Below are 21,191 nucleotides of genomic sequence, written 5' to 3'. Positions count from 1 at the left end.
CCCGCAGCGAAATCAAGGAGGAGGGGCGAAGCCCCGGGGGACATTCGCGGAGGGAAGTACCCGGTGGCCTGGGCACGCGCCCTGGATCAGCCGCCGTACAGCCAGGGCTGATCGAGCAACCGGGAGCCCAGCAAGCGCATCGCCATGTCGCGCCCGAAGCGCACCGCACCGGTGGCATGAAAGATCTCGCCATTGCGACGCGCACGCGCCTGCACTTGCGCGTTGCGTTCCCAACGTGCCTCGGCATAGCGTGCGAACGCAGCCGGCACCCCCAACGCCGAGGTATCACCCAAGGCATCCGCCAACGCGATCGCATCCTCGATCGCCATGCCAGCGCCTTGAGCGAGGTACGGCACCATCGGATGCGCAGCATCGCCCACCAGCGCCACGCGCTCGTGCGCCATGTCGCCAGGCCCGGCCACGGGCGCACGGTCGCTCAGCGTCCACGCACGCCAAGCAGGCATCGCGTCGAGCAATGACTGAAGGCTCGCACAGCTGCGCCCCATCGCCTGCTTCAGCGCGACAAGGCTGCTGGCCTGATCCCAATCGCGCGCATCGCCAGCCGGTGCAGATTCGGCAATCACGACGACGTTGAGCGCATCCCCAGCACGCACCGGGTACGCGACCGCATGCAAACGCGGCCCGAGCCACACATCGACGCGCGAACGACGCAGCGCCGCAGGCAGGTCGGCCTGACGCACCAACGCACGCCAGGCTGTGTGGCCCGTCACGCGCGGTGGTGCGTCGGCGGATTCGGATTCGAGCTGCGCCCGCACCAGGCTCCACAGGCCGTCGGCCCCCACCAGCGCCTCGCCCTCCCACGCACGCGCGTCGGTGCTCGAGACGCAGACCAGGTCGTCGCTGGTCTCGACCTGCCGGATGCGCGCGGCCGTGACCAGCGAGCCCGTGCCCTGCGCGCGCACGGCATCGAGCAGCAGCGTGTGCAAATCGGCGCGGTGCACGCAGCAGTACGGCGCGCCGTAGCGCTGCTGCATGGCATCGCCCAGCGGCATGCGGGCCAATTCGGCGCCGCTGCCGGCGCTGTGGACCACCAACGCCTCGGGGCGCGCCGCGATGGCTGCGAGGCCGCGGCCGAGGTCGAGTTGTTGAAGGCGGCGGGTGGCGTTGGGGCCGAGCTGCACGCCGGCGCCGATTTCGCCGAAGTCGGCGGCCTGTTCGAAGACGTCGGCGCGGTGGTGGGCGCGGGACAGCGCCAGCGCCGTGGCCAGTCCCCCGATCCCGCCCCCGGCGACGAGGATGTGCGCGGGCATCGGACTCAGCGTCCGGTGCTGGGCGTGGTGGAAGTCAGCGCGGGGCTGCTGTGGCTGTCGGCCGGGTCGGCGCCAGCGGGTTTCTTGGGGGCACAGCTGCCGCAGCTGTCGCACGAGCCGCAGCCCGAGGTCTTGGCCAGCGAGGCGGCGAGCTGATCGGCGCGGGCCTGATCGATGAGGCCCGCGCGCTGCGTGCCGGCCGCGAACTTGCGCGCGGCGCCACGGCGCCAGCCGGCAGGCATCCAGCGCCAGACCGCGTAGAGCGCGGCGGCCGCGACGATCAATCCGACGATCAGTTGCTGTGTCATGTCTTCTTCAACCCTTTCCCTGTGGTTTTACCCCGCGCCGAAAGCGAGTGCAATGCGATAGGTCAAGAAGCATGCCACGTATGCCAGGGCGAATAAGTAGCCCGCCATGATCCACACGTATTTCCAGGAGCCGGTTTCGCGCTTGACGGCCGCCAGCGTCGAGATGCACTGCGGCGCGAACACGTACCAGACCAGCAGCGACAGCGCGGTCGCCAGCGACCAGCTGCCGGCGATGAGCGGCTCCAGCGCACTGGCCACGTCGTCGCCGGTGGCCGAGAGCGCGTACACCGTGCCCAGCGCGCCCACCGCGACTTCGCGTGCGGCCATGCCCGGCACCAGCGCGATGGAGATCTGCCAGTTGAAGCCGATGGGCGCGAAGATGTGCTCCAGCCCGCGGCCGATCATGCCGGCCAGGCTGTACTGGATGGCGGGGCCGGTCGCGCCCTCGGGCGGCGACGGGAAGGTCGACAGGAACCACAGCAGGATCGTCAGCGTGAGGATGATCGTGCCCACGCGCTGGATGAAGATCCACGCCCGCTCATACAAACCCAGCAGCAGGTTGCGCGGGTTCGGCCAGCGGTAAGCCGGCAGTTCCATCAAGAGCGGCGAGTGCCGCGTGCTGTCGCGAAAGCGCTTCATCACCCAGGCCACGGCCATCGCCGAGACGATGCCGAACACATACAGCGCGAACAGCACCACCCCCTGCAGGTTGAAGATGCCGCCCACCTCGCGCGCCGGAATGAAGGCCGCGATGAGCAGCGCATACACCGGCAGCCGCGCCGAGCAGGTCATGAGCGGCGCGATCATGATGGTCGTGATGCGGTCCCGCCAGTTGCTGATGGTGCGCGTGGCCATCACGCCCGGAATGGCGCAGGCAAAGCTCGACAGCAGCGGAATGAACGAGCGGCCCGACAGGCCCACGGTGCCCATCAGGCGGTCGAGCAGGAAGGCCGCGCGCGGCAGGTAGCCGGAGTCTTCGAGCGCGAGGATGAACAGGAACAGGATCAGGATCTGCGGCAGGAACACGATCACGCCGCCCACGCCCGCGATCACGCCGTCGACCAGCAGGCTCTGCAGCATGCCTTCGGGCATGTGCGTCTTGATGAGGTTGCCCAGCCCTTCGGTGCCGGCCTTGATGGCGTCCATCGGCACGTTGGCCCAGCTGAACACGGCCTGGAACATCAGGAACATGGTGACCGCCAGCACCAGCATGCCCCACACCGGGTGCATCACGACGCGGTCGATGCGGTCGCTGGTGTCCAGGCTGCCCACGGGCTCCTTCACGGCCAGGCCGAGGATGCGGCGCACCTCGCGCTGCGTGGCGAGCACGTCGTCCAGGCCGGGCGCCTTCCAGGGCTGGGGCGCCGCGGCGGCGACCGGTGCGTCGAGCGCCTCGAGCAGGTTCTTCGCGCCGCCGGTGTGCACGCCCACGGTCTCGATCACCGGCACACCGAGTTCGCGCGAGAGCACGGCGGTGTCGACCGCGATGCCCTGCTTCTTGGCCATGTCGGTCATGTTGAGCGCCACCACCATCGGCAGGCCCAGCTGGCGGGCTTCGAGCACCAGCCGCAGGTTGAGGCGCAGGTTGGTGGCGTCGGTCACGCACACGAGCAGGTCGGGCAGCGCTTCCTGTGCCTGGCCGGTGACGATGTCGCGCGTGACGGCTTCGTCGGCGCTCAAGGCGTTCAGGCTGTAGGCGCCCGGCAGGTCGAGCACGAACACGCGGCGGCCGGTCGGCGTGCGCAGCGTGCCTTCCTTGCGCTCGACGGTCACGCCGGCGTAGTTGGCGACCTTCTGGCGGCTGCCGGTCAGCAGATTGAAGAGCGCGGTCTTGCCGCAGTTCGGGTTGCCAAGCAGCGCGATGCGCGCGGGCTGCGCGGTGGCACCGAGGCGGCCCGGCCCCTGGATGACGGCTTCAACCATGGTTCGCGGCTCCCGGCGTGACGTGGATCAGCGCGGCCTCGTGGCGGCGCAGCGCGAAGGTGGTGTGGCCCAGGCGCACGGCCAGCGGCTCGCGGCCCGGGGTGCCGGTGGCGACGATGCGCACGGCCTCGCCCGGCACGAAGCCGATTTCGGTCAGGCGCAGCACCAGCTCGCGGTCGTCCGCGCTGTCAGGGCGGGCCACGTCGAGCACGGTGGCCCACTGATGGGACGGAAGCTGGTCGAGGCTCAGCGCGGTGGTGGTCGGCGCTGCGCCGAGGTCGTTGTTTCGCACGGTGGAGGTGCGCCCCCCGGAAACCCCGGGACACGCCAGTAAGCAAAAGCCAGATGCTAGCAATTCTCACTCGCGAAAACCTGACCAACCCCAAAAAGTCCCGGGTCAGCCGGAAATGAGCGCGTCCCCCGGGGCCGGACTCAGTTCAATCCGAGCATCCCGCGCAGCTTCGACAGGTCTTCGGCCAGAGTGTTGACTCGCCCGGCCAGCATCTTGCGGTCGCGCTCGGTGAGCTTCGAATAGGTTTCGAAGCCGCCATCGGCCGTGCGGTACTTGGCCAGCGTGTCGAACACCACCTTGAAGTTGGCGTCGGCCTTCTCGGCGAACGGCTTGTCCTGCTTCACGACCAGCGGGCGCAGCAGCTCGACGATCTTGTAGGCGCCCTCGAAGTTCGACTGGAAGTCCCACAGGTCGGTGTGGCTGTAGCGGTTTTCCTCGCCGGAGATCTTGGTGGCGGCCACCTCTTCCATCAGTACGGCGGCGCCGCCCACGACCTTCTCGGGCGGGAAGGTCAGCGCGCCCAGGCGCTTTTGCAGCTCGAGCACGTCGGCCAGCAACTTGTCGGCCACGGGGTTCAGGTCCTTGGTGCTCTTGAGCGTCCACAGGCTGTACTCGATGCGGTGGAAGCCGATGAAGGCCGGGTCTTTCTCGGCCTTCTCGTGGTCGTCCGCGCGCGAGTCGATCGACTGGTCGAGGTCGGTGAACAGCTCGGCCACGGGCTCCACGCGTTCGTAGCTGGTGCGCGTGGGCGCGTAGAGCTTCTTGGCCTTCTCGATGTCGCCGGCCTTCACGGCGGCAGTGAACACGCGCACGTCGGCCGCCAGCTTGCGCACGTTCTGCGTCACGTAGATCTTGTAGTCCGAGATCGGACCGACCAGCTCGAGCGGCGACACGGCGGCCTGCGCGCCGACGGCGTAGAGCCCGGCAAAGCCTGCGACGAAAGCGGCGAGGAAGCGGCGGCGGAACTGCACGGTCATGGATCTCCTTGGATGCGATGCGGTGGTGATGAAAAGGGAAAGCAAGGATCAGGCGGCCAGCAGGCTGCGCCCGAGCCAGTCGTCAGCGCCCTGCACGCCGGGCAGCGTGAAAAAGAAGCCGCCGCCGATGGGCTTGATGTATTCCTCGAGCGGCTCGCCGTCCAGGCGCGTCTGCACGGCGACAAAGCCCTTCTCGAGGTCGGCCTGGTAGCAGATGAACAGCAGGCCCATTTCGAGCTGGCCCGACTTGGTGACGCCGTTCGAATAGTTGAAAGGCCGGCGCAGCATCAGGTTGGCGTCCGAGGCCTTGGTGCGCGGGTTCGCCAGGCGGATGTGCGCGTCCATCGGCGTCGCCTTGCCTTCGGGGTCCTTGGTGTAGTCCGGCACGTCGTGCTCGGTCTTGCCACCGTCCAGCGGCGCGCCGCTGGGTTTCAGGCGGCCCATGATGGCCTCCTGTTCCTGCAGCGGCGTGCGGTCCCAGCGCTCCACGAAGTTGCGGATGATGCGCACCGCCTGGTAGCTGCCGCCCACGGCCCAGGCGGGCTCGTCGCCGCTCGGCTGCACCCAGACGTGCTTGTTCATGAGCGTGTCGTCGGCCGAGTCGGGGTTGGCCGAGCCATCGCGAAAGCCCAGGAAGTTGCGCGCGCTCTCCGCCGGCTGGCCCGCCACGGCCGGGATCGGCGGCACGGAGCCTTCCTGCTTCCAGTGCAACACCAGCAGGTCGGGCGTGTTCTTGATGATGTCGCGCAGCGCGTGGATGTTGGTGTCGGGCGTGTTGGCGCAGAACTGGATCGACAGGTCGCCGTGGCACAGCGCCGCATCGAGCGCGTCGTTCGGATGGCGCTGCATCGGTTTCAGGCGCAGCGGCTTTTTCTTGTCGAGGCCGAAGCGCTCGTCGAACAGCGAGGCGCCGACCGACACCGTCACGGTGAGCCCGTCGGGCTGCACCACCGGGCCGAGGATGCCGGAGCCCGCGGGCGGCAGCTTGGGGTCGGGGTCGGTCTGCGGGCCGCCCTGCGTGAGGAAGGCGATGCGCTCGGTGAGCGTGCGCATCAGCCGCTCCAGGTCGGCGCGGTTCTCGGCCAGCACGTAGAACGAGGCGATCATGCCGGCCGTCGGACGCGGCGTGACGACGCCTGCCTGGTGCTTGCCGCGGAAGGGCACGCGGTCTTGCGTGTGGGTGCTCTGCGGCGCGTCGGTGACCTGCGCGCCGGTGTCGGGCGGGCCCGGAATGGCCGCGCCGGCGCGCGCGCTGGCGGCGAGCCCGGCAAAGGCCACGCCCGCGGCGCCGAGCATGCGGCGGCGGTGCGGCGAGGCAGGAGCGGTGTCGTTCTTCTTCGTCGGTTCCATGGGGTCGTCGTTCTCTCTCAACTCATTCCAGACCGAGCGCGGCGTTCACCTTGCCCAGTTCCTCGGCCAGCGCGCGCACCGGCACGGCCAGCGCCTGGCGCTGCGCGTCGTCCAGCGGCGCGGGCTGGAAGCCTTCGCCGGCGCGGTACGGCGCCAATGCGGCGTCGAAGGCGGCAAAGCGTTCGTCCACGGCCTTCTGCTGCGCGGGCGCGGCCTTCACGAGCAGCGGCTGCAGCAGGTCGGCGATCTTCTTCGTGCCTTCGTAGCTGCCCTGCAGGTTCACCAGCTCGGCATGGCCGTAGTGGTCTTCGCCGCCGGCCGGCAGGTTGTCAGCCACGCGGCGCAGCAGCTTCGAGGCGGCGCTGGCGAGCCGCTCGGGCGGCACGCTCAACTCGCGCAAGCGCGCCTGCAGCGTCTCGGTGTCGGCCAGCAGCTTCTCAAGGACCGGGGCCAATGCTTTGGGATCGCCCTGGCCGTACAGCGCGTACTCGATGCGATGGAAGCCGCTGAAGCCCGGGTCGGCCTCGCGCTTCTCGAAGTAGTCGGCGCGGGCGTTGATGCGCGCGTCGAGGTCGGCGAACAGCTCGGCCATCGGCTCGATGCGCTTGTAGGCCTGGTGGGCCGGCGCGTAGAGCGCGCGCGCCTGCGCCAGGTCGCCGGCCTTGACGGCATCGGCCAGCGCGCGCACCGCGTCGTCGAGCGTGGCGGCCTCCAGCCGCAGGAACACCTGGTACTCGGCCAGCGCGCCCACGTAGTTGACGAGCGAGGGCCGCGCCTCCTCGGCCAGCGAGGCCGCCGACGGCGTGACGTGCAGCTTGCCGCGCGGGTTGCTCAGCAGGCCGCAGGTGATGGCGAAGTCGCCTGGCGAGAGCTTGACCGTCATGGTCTGCGAGAAGCCGGGCGCGATGTTCTCGCGCTCTTCGACCACCATCACGCCGTCGAGAATTTCCCACTCGAGCGCGCGGTTCGACTGGTTGACGATGGTGAAGGTCGTGCGCCCCGCGGGCACGGTGATCTCGTTCGGGTCGCAGGCGTTGCCGCGGATCGTGACGGTGACGGCATGGTCGACCGCCTTGGGCGGCGCCTTGCGCGCCTGGTTCGAGGCGTACCAGAAGGCCGCGAGGCCGGCGACGACCAGCAGCGCCGAGGCACCCACGGCGACGCGCATGAGCGTCGATGACGAAGAAGAGGAAGAAGACATCGGGGAAGAAAGATCAGCCGGCAGTCGCCGTGCGCGGCGCCGCAGCAGCCGCCGGGCGCAGGAAGAAGAACAGGGCCACGGCCAGGAAGGCCAGGTAGACGATCACCTCGCCCACCACGGGCGCGGCCTGGTAGCCCAGCAGGCCCGACAGCACGGCGCCCACGGGGCTGTCCATCGGCAGGGTTTCGCTCATGTCGAACACCACGGTCTGCAGCTGGTTCCACACGCCGGCCTCGTGCAGCTTGCGCAGCACGCCGGCCAGCAGCCCGGCGGCGACCAGCAGGATGAACAGGCCCGTGAAGCGGAAGAAGCGGCGCAGGTCGAGCCGCACGCCGCCCGAGTAGATGCCCCAGCCGACCACCACCGACACGGCGATGCCCGCGAGCGCGCCCACGGGCGCTTCCCAGCCGGTGCTCTGCTGGAACACGGCCAGCAGGAAGAAGACCGACTCCAGCCCCTCGCGCGCGACCGCGAGGAACACCATGCCGATCAGCGCCCAGCCCTGCCCATCGGCATGCTGCGCCAGCGCCTTGTCGATCGACGCGTGCAGCTCGCCCTTGATGGAGCGGGCGGCCTTGCGCATCCAGAACACCATCGTGGTCAGCATGACCACGGCGATGAGCCCGACCACGCCCTCGAACAGCTCCTGCTGCTTCTGCGGAAACTCGGCCGCCAGCAGTTGCAGGCCGGCGCCGGCAAAGAACGACAGCGCGGTGGCCAGCAGCACGCCGACCCACACCGCGGGCATCAGCACGCCGCGACCGCTTTGTTTCAGGTAACTGGCAACGATGCCGACGATCAGCGCGGCCTCGATGCCTTCGCGCAGCATGATGAGAAAGGGAATGAGCATCTCGGGACAGAAGAATGTCCTTTGAAAAATGCCCCGATGTGGTGCATTTTTCAAGGAACGGCCCGAGGATACCCCATCAAATAAGATTTATTCTCAATTAGGGGTATTCGACCCCGCCCCGCTCACAGGGGCAGTTCGAGGATGCGTGCACTGACCGTGTCGCCGTCGACGATCAGCTCGGCCACGGCGATAGGCAGCTTGAATCGGCGCGGGCCGGCGCTGCCCGGGTTGACGTAGAGCACACCGCCGCGTTCTTCGACCTTGGGTTGGTGCGAGTGGCCGGAGATCACGACACGCACGCCGGCACCGGCGGGGTCGATGTCGATCTGAGAAAGGTCGTGGATCGCGTAGACATGCACGTCGCCGACCTTCAGGAATGCCCTCTCTGGAATGGCCCCGGCCCACGCCTCGCGGTCGTTGTTGCCGCGCACCACCGTCAGCGGCGCGATCGCGGCGAGTGCGTCGAGGATGCCGGCGTCGCCGATGTCCCCGCCGTGCACGATGAAGTCGCTGCCCTGCAAGGCCGCCACGGCCTGCGGACGCAGCAGGCCGTGGGTGTCGGAGATGAGCCCGACGCGGATCAAGCCCGACCCGTCAGGCCGCCAGCAGCTGCCGCAGCACGAACGGCAGGATGCCGCCATGCTTGTAGTAGTCGACCTCGATCGGCGTGTCGATGCGCAGGCGCACCGTCACCTCCTGGTGCGTGCCGTCGGCGCGGTGCACGACCAGCTTCACGTCCATCTGCGGCTTGAGTTCGCCGCCGATCACGACGTCGATCTTTTCCTCACCCGTGAGGCCCAGCGTCTGCCACGAATCGGCGCCGCGGAACTGCAGCGGCAGCACGCCCATGCCGACCAGGTTGGCGCGGTGGATGCGCTCGAAGCTACGCGCCACCACGGCCTTGATGCCCAACAGCTGCGTGCCCTTGGCGGCCCAGTCGCGCGACGAGCCCGTGCCGTACTCCTCGCCGCCGAACACGATGGTGGGCGTGCCCGCTGCCATGTACTTCATGGCGGCGTCGTAGATGAACATCTTTTCGCCGCCCGGCTGGAACAGCGTGACGCCGCCCTCTTCCTGCGTGCCGTTGGCGTCCGGCGGAATCATCAGGTTCTTGATGCGCACGTTGGCGAAGGTGCCGCGCACCATCACGTCGTGGTTGCCGCGGCGCGAACCGTAGCTGTTGAAGTCGGCCTTGGGCACGCCGTGCGCCTTGAGCCAGATGCCCGCGGGCGAGCTTTCCTTGATGGAGCCAGCCGGCGAGATGTGGTCGGTGGTGATCGAGTCGCCGAACAGCGCCATGACGCGCGCGCCCTGGATGCCCGCGTCCGACGCGTGCGGCTGCATCTGGAAGCCTTCGAAGAACGGCGGTTCGGCGATGTAGGTCGAGGTGGGCCAGTCGTACACCTGGCCGGTCGTGCCCTTGATGCTCGTCCAGAACTTGCCCGGATCGCTCTTGACCTTCTCGTAGTTCGCGCGGAACGACTTGGCGTTCATCGCGAAGCGCAGGTTATCGTCGATTTCCTTCGGCGTGGGCCAGATGTCGCCCAGGTACACGTCCTTGCCGCCCTTGCCCTTGCCCACGGGCTGGGTCATGAGGTCGGTCATCACGTTGCCCGCGATGGCGAAAGCCACCACCAGCGGCGGCGAGGCCAGGAAGTTGGCCTTCAGGTTCGGATGGATGCGCGCCTCGAAGTTGCGGTTGCCCGAGAGCACGGCCGCGCCGATCAGGTCGTTCTTCGTGATGGCTTCGTTGATCTCGGGCGTGAGGTCGCCGGCATTGCCGATGCAGGTGGTGCAGCCGTAGCCCGCGAGGTAGAAGCCCAGCTTCTCCAGGTACGGCAAGAGGCCCGCCTTCTCCAGGTATTCCGTGACGATGCGCGAGCCCGGGGCCAGCGAGGTCTTGATGTGCGGCTGCACCTTCAGGCCCGCTTCCACCGCCTTCTTGGCCAGGATGCCGGCCGCGAGCATCACGCTCGGGTTGGAGGTGTTGGTGCACGAGGTGATGGCCGCAATGAGCACGTCGCCGTTGCCGATGGTGACGTCGCCCTTGGGCGCCGACGGCGCCGTGGCGCTGGTGTGGGCCGCGGCCTTGGTGGAGCGGTTGGCCACCATCTCGATGACCGGGCGCGGCGAGCCGGGCGGCGGCGGGGGCACCTCGGTGTCGCCGCTCTGGCCTTCGCGCGTCAGCGCATAGCGCTGCTTGAGCTTGTCGGCCGGCTGGTTGAAGCCGTTGGCGTCGTTGGGCTTGCTGTACAGCTCGGCGAACTTGGTCGACAGGTCGCCCAGGTTGATGCGGTCCTGCGGGCGCTTGGGGCCGGCCAGGCTGGGCGAGACGGTGCCCAGGTCGAGCTTGACGACCTTGGTGTAGTCGATGTCGCCCGGCGCGGGCATGCCGAACAGGCCCTGCGCCTTGTAGTAGGCGGCGAAGCGCTCCACTTCCTCCTTGGTGCGGCCCGTGCCTTCGAAGTAGGCCACGGTCATCTCGTCGACGGGGAAGAAGCCCATGGTGGCGCCGTACTCGGGCGCCATGTTGCCGATGGTGGCGCGGTCGGGCACGGCGATGGACGCGGCACCGGGGCCGAAGAACTCGACGAACTTGCCCACCACCTTTTCGGCGCGCAGGATCGAGGTGACGTACAGCACCAGGTCGGTGGCCGTGACGCCTTCGCGCAGCTTGCCGGTGAGCTCGAAGCCCACCACGTCGGGCGTGAGCATGTAGACCGGCTGGCCCAGCATGGCGGCCTCGGCCTCGATGCCGCCCACGCCCCAGCCGACCACGCCGATGCCGTTGATCATGGTGGTGTGGCTGTCGGTGCCCACCAGCGAGTCGGGGTAGTACACGGGCGTGTCGCTCTTGTCGGCCGGGCTCTTGTAGACGCCGCGCGCAAAGTACTCGAGGTTGACCTGGTGCACGATGCCGAAGCCCGGCGGCACGACGCCGAAGGTGTCGAAGGCCTGCATGCCCCACTTCATGAACTGGTAGCGCTCGTTGTTGCGCTGGAACTCCAGCTTCATGTTCAGGTCGAGCGCCTTGGGTGTGCCGTAGTAGTCGACCATCACCGAGTGGTCGACCACCAGGTCGACGGGCACCAGCGGCTCGATGGTCTTGGGCGACTTGTTCAGCTTGGCGGCCACGCTGCGCATGGCGGCCAGGTCGGCCAGCAGCGGCACGCCGGTGAAGTCCTGCAGCACCACGCGGGTGACGACAAAGGGAATTTCGTCGGTGCGCTCGGCATTGGGCGCCCAGTGGGCCAGTTCCTCGACGTGCTTGGCCGACACCTTCTGGCCGTCGCAGTTGCGCAGCACCGACTCGAGCACGATGCGGATCGACACCGGCAGGCGCTCCACCGAGGGGTACTGCTTGGCCAGTTCCTTCAGCGACCAGTACTTGCCGGACTTGCCCGACGCGGTCTTGAAGGTCTTGAGGGTGGACGCAAACGCGTGCGCCGGGGCTTTGGCCATGAGAAGACTCCTGTGTGTTCGTGGAAGCCTCTCAAGGATAGCGAGGTTCAATGTCAGTGGCTGTAGTCGGTCTTCCTTGTCGGGCTCTCCCGGAACTATCGTTCTCATAGCGAAAACGCCCGCCGCACGGGGTGCGGCGGGCGTGGAGCGGACGGTCGTCAGGCGTTCAGGCCATCGCCATCTGGGCACTGGCCCGGGTGCGGCGCAGGCCGGTCCATTGCAGCTCGGCCAGCACGACCACGCACAACGCCTGCGCCAGCACCCAGGCCATTCCCAGCGCGGTGACCGCGAACACGCCGCTCACCAGGAGGGCCACGCAGGCCACCGCCCAGGCGAAGTTGCCGACGACCACGAGGCCGATCAGCGTGCGCGGCGGCGTGGCGCGGCTGGCCATGAAGGCGGCGGCTGCTGCGTAGGCCAGCAGGAACACGCCGGTGCCCATGAGCAGCCAGGCCGGCAGGCCGGTCAGGGAGGCGAGGACGTCGGTGAACGCCACCTGCAGCGCGCCGGTCGCGGCGCACGAAGCGGCATCGGCCCACATCACGTTCGACAGGAAGCGGGGGGAAGCGAAAACAGACATGTGGATCTCCTGGGTGGGTACGCTGCAGGCCAGTCCTGCTGCGTTGGGGTCGATGATTCCGCCGGGCGTGGATCGCGTCGATGACCTGGGAGGTCATGGCGCCGCGCCGCCGCCGCGCCAGAATGCGGCTCCATGAACACCCCCCGCACCCATTCGTCCAAGGCCGCCGCTGGCCTTCCCGGCGCGCGCGACCCGTTCGGCGCCCACCTGCGGCACTGGCGCACCCACCGCCGCCTGAGCCAGCTCGACCTGGCGCAGGAGGCCGAGGTCTCGACCCGCCACCTGAGCTACGTGGAAACCGGCCGCGCCGCGCCCAGCCGCGAGATGGTGCTGCGGCTGGCCGAACGGCTCGATGTGCCGCTGCGCGAGCGCAATGCGCTGCTGGTGGCCGCCGGCTTCGCGCCCATGTACCGCCAGCGCTCGCTCGACGACCCGGCCATGGCCTCGGCGCGCCGCGCCATCGACCTCGTGCTGAAGGGCCACGAGCCCTTCCCCGCGCTGGCCGTGGACCGCCACTGGAACCTGGTGGCGCACAACGCGCTGGTGCCGCTGCTCATGGAAGGCTGCTCGGCCGAATTGCTGAAGCCGCCCATCAACGTGCTGCGCCTGAGCCTGCACCCCGAAGGCGTGGCGCCGCGCATCGCGAACCTGGCGCAATGGCGCACGCACCTGCTGGAGCGGTTGCAGCAGCAGATCGCCGCCACCGGCGACACCGTGCTGCAGGCGCTGCACGACGAGCTGGAGGGCTACCCGCCGCCGGCCGTGAGCCACGACGCGCCGCTGCTCGACACCGCCCTGTCGGCCGTGGCCGTGCCGTTCCAGGTGGTCATGCCCAGCGGCGTGCTGAGCTTCATCAGCACCATCACCATCTTCGGCACGCCGGTGGACGTCACGCTGCAGGAACTCGCGGTGGAGTCGTTCTTTCCGGCGGACGAGCAGACGGCGGCGGCGCTGACGGCACTGGCGGCGCAGCAGGCGCGCTGAGGCCGGCGCTGCCGTCCGCGTTGCGCGCCGGCCCTTCGAAGTCGTCCACCTGGATGACCTTGTCGGCCGCCTGCAGGTAGGCCAGCGCCAGCGCGGGGTCGCTGGCCGATTGCGCCGCCTCGTCGAGCGAGCGCGTGCGGCGCAGCACCTTGTTGAGCGCGGCCGTCTCGTCGCCCAGCCGCGCGCCGAGCGCCATCGCCTGCATCAGGTCGCGCAGGCCGCCCGGGCCGGGCTCCGACAGATCGGGCACGAGCCGCGCGACCACCCCCGGGCGCGTGCGCAGCAGCTCGGCCAATGCCATCAGCTGCACGTCGCGCAGCGGCGCCAGGTGCGCGGTGCGGCGCAGCACCAGCGCACCGAGCAGGCGCCGCCCCGGTGTCGGCAGGTTGGCGTACAGGTCGCGCAGGATCTTGCCGGCTTCGTCCAGCTGCAGCCGGATCGCCGCCTGCGCAAAGGGCAGCAGTTCGGGCGCCGCATCGACGCGGTAGCGCCACACGCAGGCGCTCGCCAGGTACAGGTGGGCCAGCACGTCGCCCAGCCGCGCCGACAGCAGCTCCATGCGCTTGAGCTTGCCGCCGAGCAGCCCCATGGCCAGGTCGGCGGTGAGCGCGTACTTGGCGCTCATGCGCGCGATGAGGCGCGCTTCGCCCGCCAGCGCCTCGGGCGGATCGCCGCGCACCGGCGCGCCGAAGAGGCTGTGCCACAGGTTCACCGCCACGTGCTTGCCGTGCGCGATGAGCGCCTGGCCCAGCGCCGTTTCGTCTTTCGCCTGCACCGCCGCCATTTCGTCGAGCACGTGCGGGTGGCAGCGCACCGCGCCCTGTCCGAACACGATGAGCGCGCGCGTGAGGATGTTCGCGCCCTCCACCGTGATCGCGATCGGCGCCTGCCGGTAGGCCACGCCGAGCAGGTTCGACGGGCCCGAGATGATCCCCTTGCCGCCGAGGATGTCCATGCCGTGGTTCACCGCGCGCCGCCCGGCCTCGGTGAGCTGCACCTTGAGGATCGCGCTGGCCACGCTGGGCCGCTCGCCCTTGTCGAGCGCGGCCGCCGTGAAGCGGCGCGCGGCATCGGTCGCGTACAGCTGCGCCGACATCTGCGCGACCAGCCCCGCCACTGCGTGGAACTTGCCCACCGGCAGGCCGAACTGCTCGCGGATCTGGCCGTAGGCGTTGCTCACGTACAGCGCGGTCTGCTGCATCGCCGAGCCCAGCGCGGGCAATGAGATGGCGCGCCCCGCAGCCAGGCACTCCATCAGCATGCGCCAGCCCTGCCCCACCTGCGGCTCGCCGCCGATGACCCAGTCCATCGGCACGAACACCTGCCGGCCGTGGATCGGGCCGTTCATGAAGGCGCTGTCCATCGGGCGGTGGCGCCGGCCGATCTCCATGCCTTCGTGCGGCACGGGAATCAGCGCGCAGGTGATGCCCAGCTCACGCTGGCTTTCGTCGATGGCATGGAACGCCAGGCCGACCACGGTGGCGACCGGTGCGAGCGTGATGTAGCGCTTGTCGAAATCGACCAGGAAGCCGCGCGTGCGCCGGCCCTGGAACTCGCGCTCGACGAGCACGCCGCGGTCGGGGATGGCGGCGGCGTCGGAGCCCGCGTAGGGCGAGGTCAGGCCGAAGCACGGCAGTTCGCGGCCGTCGGCCAGGCGCGGCAGGTAGTGGTCTTTCTGCGCGTCGGTGCCGTAGCGCAGCAGCAGCTCGGCCGGCCCGAGCGAGTTGGGCACCATCACCGTGACGGCCGTTGCCACGTTGACGCTCGCGATGCGCGCCACCACCGTCGCATGCGCGTAATGGCCGAAGCCCAGGCCGCCGAAGGCCTCGGGAATGATCATTCCGAAGAAGCGCTTCTCGCGCAGGAAGCGCCACACCTCGAGCGGCAGGTCGTGCGCCTGGTCGATGGCGTGGTCGTCGAGCATGCGGCACAGCGCGGGCACTTCGTTCGCCAGGAAGGCTTCTTCGCGCGCGCTGAGCTGGTTGGGGCCGGCGGCTGTCAGTGCGTCGAAATCAGGGCGCCCGGCAAAGAGCTGGCCTTCGAACCCGACCGTGCCGGCCTCGAGCGCGGCGCGCTCGGTGTCGCCCAGCGGCGGCAGGGCCTTGGAGAAAGGCTGCATCGCCCATCTGCCGATCAGGGTCGCCAGTGGCATGGGGTCTCCTTGCGCCGCACCGGAGCGCGCGGCATGCGTCCATTCTTGGACGGCACGGGCCCCCGACGGGGCCGGCCAAGGGCGTTCACGCGTGTCGGAGACGGGCTCGCGCGGCCCGCAGGCTCAGCGGCGCTTGGGCGCCTGCCCGGCCGGCGCGGCGGCCGGCACGGGTGCATTCGGATCGCGCCAGCCGTACTCGACGTAGCGGCGGATCACGAGGCAGCCCGGCGGCGAATCGATCAGCGAGACCGACGAGGTGGGTTCCTTGTCGTCTGTGTAGACCGTGTAGATCGGCAGCAGCGGCGTGCGCTTGTAGTTCTTCAGTTCCTGCTCGGCCACGCTGGCGCAGGTGAAGGGCGCGACCGAGATGCGCTCGGCCGCCACGGTGCACGCGCCGCTGTCGTCGGGAATGGCGGTGATCGACGCGGCCACGCCCGCGTTCGGGTACTGGATGCCGACCAGCGAGAACACCGGGCCGGCGTCGGGGCGCTTGCGGTCCCAGTCGAGCAGCACGTCGTGCGCGCGGCTGCCCTGCACAGTGAGCGTGGCCAGCCGCGTGATGGCGGGCAGGCAGCGCTGCACGCCCACGCTGGCGGCGGCGCGCGTGAGCGTGTCCTGCGGCGCCGCGGGCGGGGCCAGCACGCCCTGCGCAAACGCGCTGCCGGCCATCGCGAGCACACAGGCGGCAGCGGTGAATCGGGCCAAGGCGGTCATCGGTGTCGCCTTCACGCGTAGAGGCTCTCGATGGCCGCCGAGTAGAGGCGCACGTTCTCCTCGCCTTCCGGGTCGAGCCTGGCGATGAGGGCGCGGGCGCGCTCGCGGTAGGCCGGCAGGTTGGCGTCGTGCTCGGCGAAGGCGCGCCGCAGCGCCTGCCCGCCCTCCTCGCAGTCGAAGCCGTGGTAGCGGTAGCCGCAGTCGCCGATCAGGTGCGAGTTGTGGATGAGCGGCCAGCCGCCGTACAGCGCCTCGTAGTAGAGGTAGTTCTGCGCGTTCTCCCAATGGTGCGCAAAGACCGCATCGATGGCGCCCGGCAACACCTGGTACAGCGGAAAGCGCCCTTCGAAGGTCGCCAGGCCGTGCCGCACGAGGTCCAGGCTCTGGGCGAAGGCGACGAAGTTCGGCTTGTCCTTCAGGTGGAAGCTGTTGTAGACCCACATCTTCTCGATGAGGCGCGGCTGCGCGCGGTGCGCCGACTCGCAGCCCAGCATCGGGATGAAGCTGGTCTTCACCATGCAGATGTTGGGCTCGAAGATGGCCACGCGCCACTGCTTGCGCCCCGGTTCGTAGGCGAAACGCTTGCCCTCGGCGCCGCGCGCCATCGCCTTCTCGACCACCATCGGGCTCCACAGGTGCGGCATGAGCTTGGTGGGCGCGCGGAAGGTGCTCGCGAAGTACGGCTTGCAGGAGGTTTCGTACTCGGGCAGCGTCCACACCTCGTCGTAGGGCGCGCCACTGACCAGCATGCCGTGCGGCTTGTTGAAGGTCATGCGCTCGATGTCGATCACGTAGTCGTTGCCCACGCGCATCGAGACGATTTTTCCGCCGCGCTCGCGAAACGCCACCGACCAGTCGCGCCCCAGTTGCGCGCTCATCTCGATCATGAGGTCGAGCTCGTGCGCGGCGGTGGCCATGTCGATGATCGGCACCGGCGAATCGGCCAGGAAATTGGTGGCGTCGGCCGGGCCGCCGTCGCCACCGCCGGCCACCAGCACCGTGCGCTCGACGCAGGGCGAGCGCAGCAGCAGCATCACGAGGAACAGGCAGTTCTGGTAGACGCCGTTCTCCCACAGGCTCTGCTCGCCCTTGCGGATAAAGATGGAGACGCCGACTTTCAGCCGGGTCGGTGCAGCGGCCGCGCGCGGGCCTGCGGTGGGGTTGTGCACCTCGCTCATGCGGCCACCTTCGCGTTACCGGCACGGAACGCCGGATCGCCGCCGACCAGGTTCAACAGCCGCTGTGCGTAGCCGTCGATGTTGGCGGGGTGCATCGGGTCGATCGCATCGAACACGCGCTGGCTGCGCGCGCGGTAGTCATCGAGCTGCGCGTCGTGGCCGCGCACGGCCACGGCCAGCTGTTCGGCACCGACGGCGATGTCGAAGTCGGGGTAGTAGTAGCCGGCGTCGCGCAGCCAGGGCGAGTTGTGCACCAGCGGGTAGTTGCCGTACAGCGCGTCGAGGTAGCTGTAGTTCTGGTCGTTCTGCCACTGGTGCGACACCACCGCGTCGGCGTGCTGCACCATGAAGCCGGCGAAGTCGTGCCGTCCGTGGAAGGTGGCCTTGTGCTGGCGCACGATGTCCAGCGAGTTGGCCAGGTAGAGCATCGTCGGATGGTCTTTCAGGTGCAGCGTGTTGAGCACGTGCATCGCCGCGACGTGCTCCGGGTTGGCGCGGTAGGCCCCGTCGCTGATCAGCATCGGGATGCTGCACGACTTCACGACCGAGATGTTCGGCTCGAAGATCGCGACCCGGAAACCCGGTTGCTGCGCCGTGCGCGGCTGGTAGCCGAAGCGAAAGCCCTGCGCCTGCACCTCGTCCACGCGCTGCGCCAGGAACTGCGGCGACCACAGGTACGGCACCTCGTGCACCGGGCAGCGGTGCAGCGTGCGCATCATCGGCGCAAAGGCCGTGTCCTTGGGCAGCAGCCAGATCTCGTCGCAGCGGTCGGTGGCGCCGAAGTGCCCCTTGTCGGCAAAGACGATCGGCTCGGCCAGCGCCACGAAGGGCTGCCCCACGCCGTGGAAGGCCACGCGCCCGCCGCAGGCGCGGAAGTACGACAGCCACTGCACGTCGAGCGCGCCCGCCATTTCGATGACCACGTCGAGCGCGTCGGTCAGCTCGCGGGCGCGGCCCAGCGAGAGCCCCATGGCCGACAGGTCGACCTGCGGCGGCATCGCCTGCTGGTCGCCCGCGTCGATGAGCGTGACGGACTCGACGAATTCGATGCGTTGCAGCAGCCGGGCCAGGAACAGGACGTTCTGTCCCATTCCGTTTTCCCAGATGTTCTGCCCCGCGTGAGAGAGGACTGAAATACCGATGCGCATGGCCGAAGTGTGTACCAAAAAAACAATGGCTCCCGCGCGCAGGGCACGGGAGCCACCGGACCGGGGGCGTCGGCCTAGCGGCCTTTTACTTCCACTTCCAGCCGATGCCCGCGTTGACGCCCCACTCCTTGCCGGTGGAGCTCAGGCCCGCGCCCCAGGAGATCTTGCCGTCGTCCGACAGGGCCTTGAAGGTCAGCGCCACGGCGCTGTAGCCCTTGTACGAACCCATGCCGATGCCGATCGTCTTCTCGCCGGGGTACAGCGTGGGCAGGTAGGTGCCCGACATCGCGAAGGCCATCGCCGAGCCCGAGTAGGCGATGCGCGCCACGTCGCCCACCTGCTTTTGCACCTGCTGCAGCTGGCCCAGGTTGACCGCGTCGCCCGGCAGCACGCCCGGTGCCACGTTGCTGATGCGCGTGGGACCCGAAGTCTCGGTGCCCAGCGTGATCTGGTTGTAGTTCACCGACCCGTCGGGGTTGGTGGCGTACTGCACGCTGCTGGCCTTCGCAGCCGCCGAGACCGCCTTCAGCTGCGCCACGTTGGTCGCGTCGCTGTCGGCCGAGCCGGCTGCCACGCCCGTGATCTGGCGGAACTGGCTGTTGGCCGCATCGCCCACCGACACCGCCGCCTGCGTGCTGGTCGTGGCCTTGATGGCCGCTTCCTGCTGCGCATTCGCGCTGCCCGGCACGTAGCCAGCCACGCCCGCCGCCCGCGAGGCCACCGAGTTCGCACCCAGTGCCACGCCGCCGGTCTGCTGGACCACCGCGCCGAAGCCGATGGCCGTTCCCTGCGCGATGTTCTGCGCCTTGCTCAGCGGCGTGCCGCCGGCGTCCGCACCGTCACCCAGGGCCACGCCGCCGCCACCGGCACGGGAGTTCGCGCCGATCGCCTGCGAGCCCGTGGCCAGCGCCCCGGTGCCGATGGCGATGGCGTTGGTGCCCGTGGCCTGCGCCCCGAAGCCCACCGCCACCGCGCCGTCGGCCGTGGCCCGCGCGCCGTTGCCGGCGGCGAAGGAGTTGGCGCCGCTGGCTTCGGAACGCGGCCCGATCGCCACCGCTTCCGCACCGCTGGCCTTGGAGTCGGTGTTGGTCGAGTTGGCGTGGAAGTACTTGGTGCCTCCGTTGTAGATCGAGCTGACCGTCGTGCTCAGGCTGCCGATGCCGCTCATCGCCGTGCTCAGGCCGGTCGACGTCGAGGTCGACAGGCTGGAGAGCCCGCTGGCCGCGCCGCCCACGCTGGTGGACAGGCTGTCCAGGTTGCTGTTGGTGGTGCTCAGGCCGGTCGACAGGCTGTTGACGGTGCTGTTGGTCGTGCTCAACCCGGTGGACAGGCTGCTCACGTTGCTGTTCGTCGTGCTCAGGCCCGTCGACAGGCTGCCGACGGCGCTGTTGGTCGTGCTCAGGCCGGTCGAGAGGCTGTCGACGCTGCTGCCCACCGTGCTCAGGCCTGTCGACAGGCTGTCGATGCGGCTGGCCGAGGTGCTCAGGCCGGTGGACACCGAGCTCGACAGGCTGTTCACGCTGCTCGTGACCGTGCTCAGGCCGGACGACGTGGAGGTCGAGAGGCTGTTCAGGTTGCTGTTCGTCGTGCTCAGGCCCGACGAGAGGCTGCCGACATTGCTGTTGGTCGTGCTCAGGCCGGTGGACAGGCTGCCGATGCTGCTGTTGGCGGTGCTCAGGCCGGTCGACAGGCTGCCGATGCCACTGTTGGCGGTGCTCAGGCCGGTCGACAGGCTGCCGATGCTGCTGTTGGCGGTGCTCAGGCCGGTCGAGGTCGAGGACGACAGGCTGCCCAGGTTGCTGTTCGTCGTGCTCAGGCCCGTCGACAGGCTGAAGATGCCGCTGTAGGCGGTGCTCAGGCCGGACGAGAACGAGGTGGACAGGCTGCTGACGTTGCTGTTGGTGGTGCTCAGTCCGGTCGACAGGCTGTCGATGCTGCTCGTGGCCGTGCTCAGGCCCGACGAGGTCGAGGTCGAGAGACTGTCGACGTTGCTGTTCGTCGTGCTGAGGCCGGTCGAGAGGCTGTCGATGTTGCTCGTGGCGGTGCTCAGGCCCGAGGACGTGGAGGTCGAGAGGCTGCTGACGTTGCTGTTGGTGGTGCTCAGGCCTGTGGAGAGGCTGGAGATGCCGCTGGTGGCGGTGCTCAAGCCAGTGGACAGGCTGCCCACATTGCTGTTCGTGGTGCTCAGGCCGGTGGACAGGCTGGAGATGCCGCTGGTGGCGGTGCTCAGGCCGGTCGACAGACTGGAGATGCCGCTCGACGTCGAAGTCGACAAGCTACCCACGGTGCTGTTCGTGGTGCTCAGGCCGGTGGACAGGCTCGAGATACCGCTGGTGGCGGTGCTCAGGCCGGTCGACAAGCTGTCGATTCCGCTCGTTGCCGTGCTCAAGCCACTCGACGTCGAGGTCGACAGGCTGCTGACGTTGCTGTTGGTCGTGCTCAAGCCAGTGGACAGGCTGGAGATGCCACTGGTCGCCGTGCTCAGACCGGTCGACAGGCTGTCGATTCCGCTCGTGGCCGTGCTCAGGCCAGACGACGTCGAGGTCGACAGGCTGCTCACGTTGCTGTTCGTCGTGCTCAAGCCGGTGGACAGGCTGGAAATGCCACTGGTGGCGGTGCTCAGACCGGTCGAGAGGCTGTCGATGCCGCTCGTCGCCGTGCTCAGGCCTGACGAGGTCGAGGTCGAGAGGCTGCTCACGTTGCTGTTCGTCGTGCTCAAGCCGGTGGACAGGCTGGAGATGCCACTGGTCGCCGTGCTCAGACCGGTCGACAGGCTGTCGATTCCGCTCGTGGCCGTGCTC

The 21,191-nt window shown here is 69.0% G+C and carries 17 protein-coding genes; 1 reads left to right on the top strand and 16 read right to left on the bottom strand.

Features of this window, described 5'->3' with window-relative positions; translation table 11 throughout:
* Positions 1 to 86: 86 nt before the first annotated feature.
* The 11 genes from AC1RAA_RS31025 to AC1RAA_RS30975 form a co-directional block, all read right to left on the bottom strand.
* A complete protein-coding gene (locus AC1RAA_RS31025) occupies positions 87 to 1,271 on the bottom strand; it encodes an FAD-dependent monooxygenase (protein ID WP_492732741.1) in 1,185 nt (394 codons plus the stop codon).
* A gap of 5 nt (positions 1,272 to 1,276) precedes the next feature.
* Positions 1,277 to 1,579: a DUF6587 family protein gene (locus AC1RAA_RS31020; RefSeq protein ID WP_062477175.1), complete on the bottom strand. Its 303-nt coding sequence runs from the start codon at positions 1,577 to 1,579 to the stop codon at positions 1,277 to 1,279.
* A 27-nt stretch (positions 1,580 to 1,606) separates the two neighbouring features.
* Positions 1,607 to 3,502 carry a ferrous iron transport protein B gene (feoB, locus tag AC1RAA_RS31015; RefSeq protein WP_307586735.1) on the bottom strand — a complete coding sequence of 632 codons (1,896 nt, stop codon included), beginning with the start codon at positions 3,500 to 3,502 and terminating at the stop codon, positions 1,607 to 1,609.
* Entirely contained in the window at positions 3,495 to 3,794 is a 300-nt protein-coding gene (locus tag AC1RAA_RS31010; RefSeq protein WP_070062301.1) for a FeoA family protein, read from the bottom strand. The genes feoB and AC1RAA_RS31010 overlap by 8 nt, the downstream gene beginning before the upstream one ends.
* Positions 3,795 to 3,934: 140 nt before the next feature.
* Positions 3,935 to 4,771: an iron uptake system protein EfeO gene (gene efeO / locus AC1RAA_RS31005; RefSeq protein ID WP_082818180.1), complete on the bottom strand. Its 837-nt coding sequence runs from the start codon at positions 4,769 to 4,771 to the stop codon at positions 3,935 to 3,937.
* Positions 4,772 to 4,819: 48 nt separating this feature from the next.
* Positions 4,820 to 6,121: an iron uptake transporter deferrochelatase/peroxidase subunit gene (gene efeB, locus AC1RAA_RS31000; protein ID WP_492732743.1), complete on the bottom strand. Its 1,302-nt coding sequence runs from the start codon at positions 6,119 to 6,121 to the stop codon at positions 4,820 to 4,822.
* A 22-nt stretch (positions 6,122 to 6,143) separates the two neighbouring features.
* Positions 6,144 to 7,322 (bottom strand): iron uptake system protein EfeO, encoded by a 1,179-nt coding sequence (gene efeO / locus AC1RAA_RS30995; RefSeq protein WP_369629781.1) that lies wholly within the window; start codon positions 7,320 to 7,322, stop codon positions 6,144 to 6,146.
* A 13-nt stretch (positions 7,323 to 7,335) separates the two neighbouring features.
* Positions 7,336 to 8,172, bottom strand: coding sequence for an iron uptake transporter permease EfeU (gene efeU, locus AC1RAA_RS30990; protein ID WP_492732746.1), 837 nt, complete (start codon positions 8,170 to 8,172; stop codon positions 7,336 to 7,338).
* 122 nt (positions 8,173 to 8,294) lie between these two features.
* On the bottom strand, positions 8,295 to 8,756 hold the full coding sequence (locus tag AC1RAA_RS30985; RefSeq protein WP_492732748.1) for a metallophosphoesterase family protein: 462 nt from the start codon (positions 8,754 to 8,756) through the stop codon (positions 8,295 to 8,297).
* Between the two features lie 10 nt (positions 8,757 to 8,766).
* Positions 8,767 to 11,634 carry an aconitate hydratase gene (locus tag AC1RAA_RS30980; protein ID WP_095746438.1) on the bottom strand — a complete coding sequence of 956 codons (2,868 nt, stop codon included), beginning with the start codon at positions 11,632 to 11,634 and terminating at the stop codon, positions 8,767 to 8,769.
* Between the two features lie 166 nt (positions 11,635 to 11,800).
* Positions 11,801 to 12,214 carry a hypothetical protein gene (locus AC1RAA_RS30975; protein WP_492732750.1) on the bottom strand — a complete coding sequence of 138 codons (414 nt, stop codon included), beginning with the start codon at positions 12,212 to 12,214 and terminating at the stop codon, positions 11,801 to 11,803.
* Positions 12,215 to 12,346: 132 nt separating this feature from the next.
* Between AC1RAA_RS30975 and AC1RAA_RS30970 the strand changes: the two genes are divergently transcribed.
* Positions 12,347 to 13,198: a helix-turn-helix domain-containing protein gene (locus AC1RAA_RS30970; protein WP_159273226.1), complete on the top strand. Its 852-nt coding sequence runs from the start codon at positions 12,347 to 12,349 to the stop codon at positions 13,196 to 13,198.
* Here the strand turns inward: AC1RAA_RS30970 and AC1RAA_RS30965 are convergent.
* From AC1RAA_RS30965 to AC1RAA_RS30945, 5 genes are all read right to left on the bottom strand, one after another.
* Complete coding sequence (locus tag AC1RAA_RS30965) at positions 13,104 to 15,350, bottom strand: acyl-CoA dehydrogenase (RefSeq protein WP_492732752.1); 2,247 nt, start codon at positions 15,348 to 15,350, stop codon at positions 13,104 to 13,106. The two genes, AC1RAA_RS30970 and AC1RAA_RS30965, sit on opposite strands and share 95 nt — an antisense overlap.
* A gap of 123 nt (positions 15,351 to 15,473) precedes the next feature.
* Positions 15,474 to 16,064 carry a hypothetical protein gene (locus AC1RAA_RS30960; protein ID WP_492732754.1) on the bottom strand — a complete coding sequence of 197 codons (591 nt, stop codon included), beginning with the start codon at positions 16,062 to 16,064 and terminating at the stop codon, positions 15,474 to 15,476.
* 11 nt (positions 16,065 to 16,075) lie between these two features.
* On the bottom strand, positions 16,076 to 17,242 hold the full coding sequence (locus AC1RAA_RS30955) for a DUF2827 domain-containing protein (RefSeq protein ID WP_492732756.1): 1,167 nt from the start codon (positions 17,240 to 17,242) through the stop codon (positions 16,076 to 16,078).
* Positions 17,239 to 18,390, bottom strand: a complete 1,152-nt coding sequence (locus tag AC1RAA_RS30950; RefSeq protein WP_492732758.1) for a DUF2827 domain-containing protein — start codon at positions 18,388 to 18,390, stop codon at positions 17,239 to 17,241. Before AC1RAA_RS30950 ends, AC1RAA_RS30955 begins: the two co-directional genes overlap by 4 nt.
* Before the next feature lie 85 nt (positions 18,391 to 18,475).
* Positions 18,476 to 21,191: YadA family autotransporter adhesin (locus AC1RAA_RS30945; protein ID WP_492732760.1), on the bottom strand; the 2,716-nt coding region annotated here is incomplete at its 5' end.

The sequence above is a fragment of the Variovorax sp. GW823-FHT04F07 genome, assembly GCF_058795995.1.
Note: the sequence above shows the minus strand (reverse complement) of the source record. Positions and strands in the feature narration are given on the sequence as shown.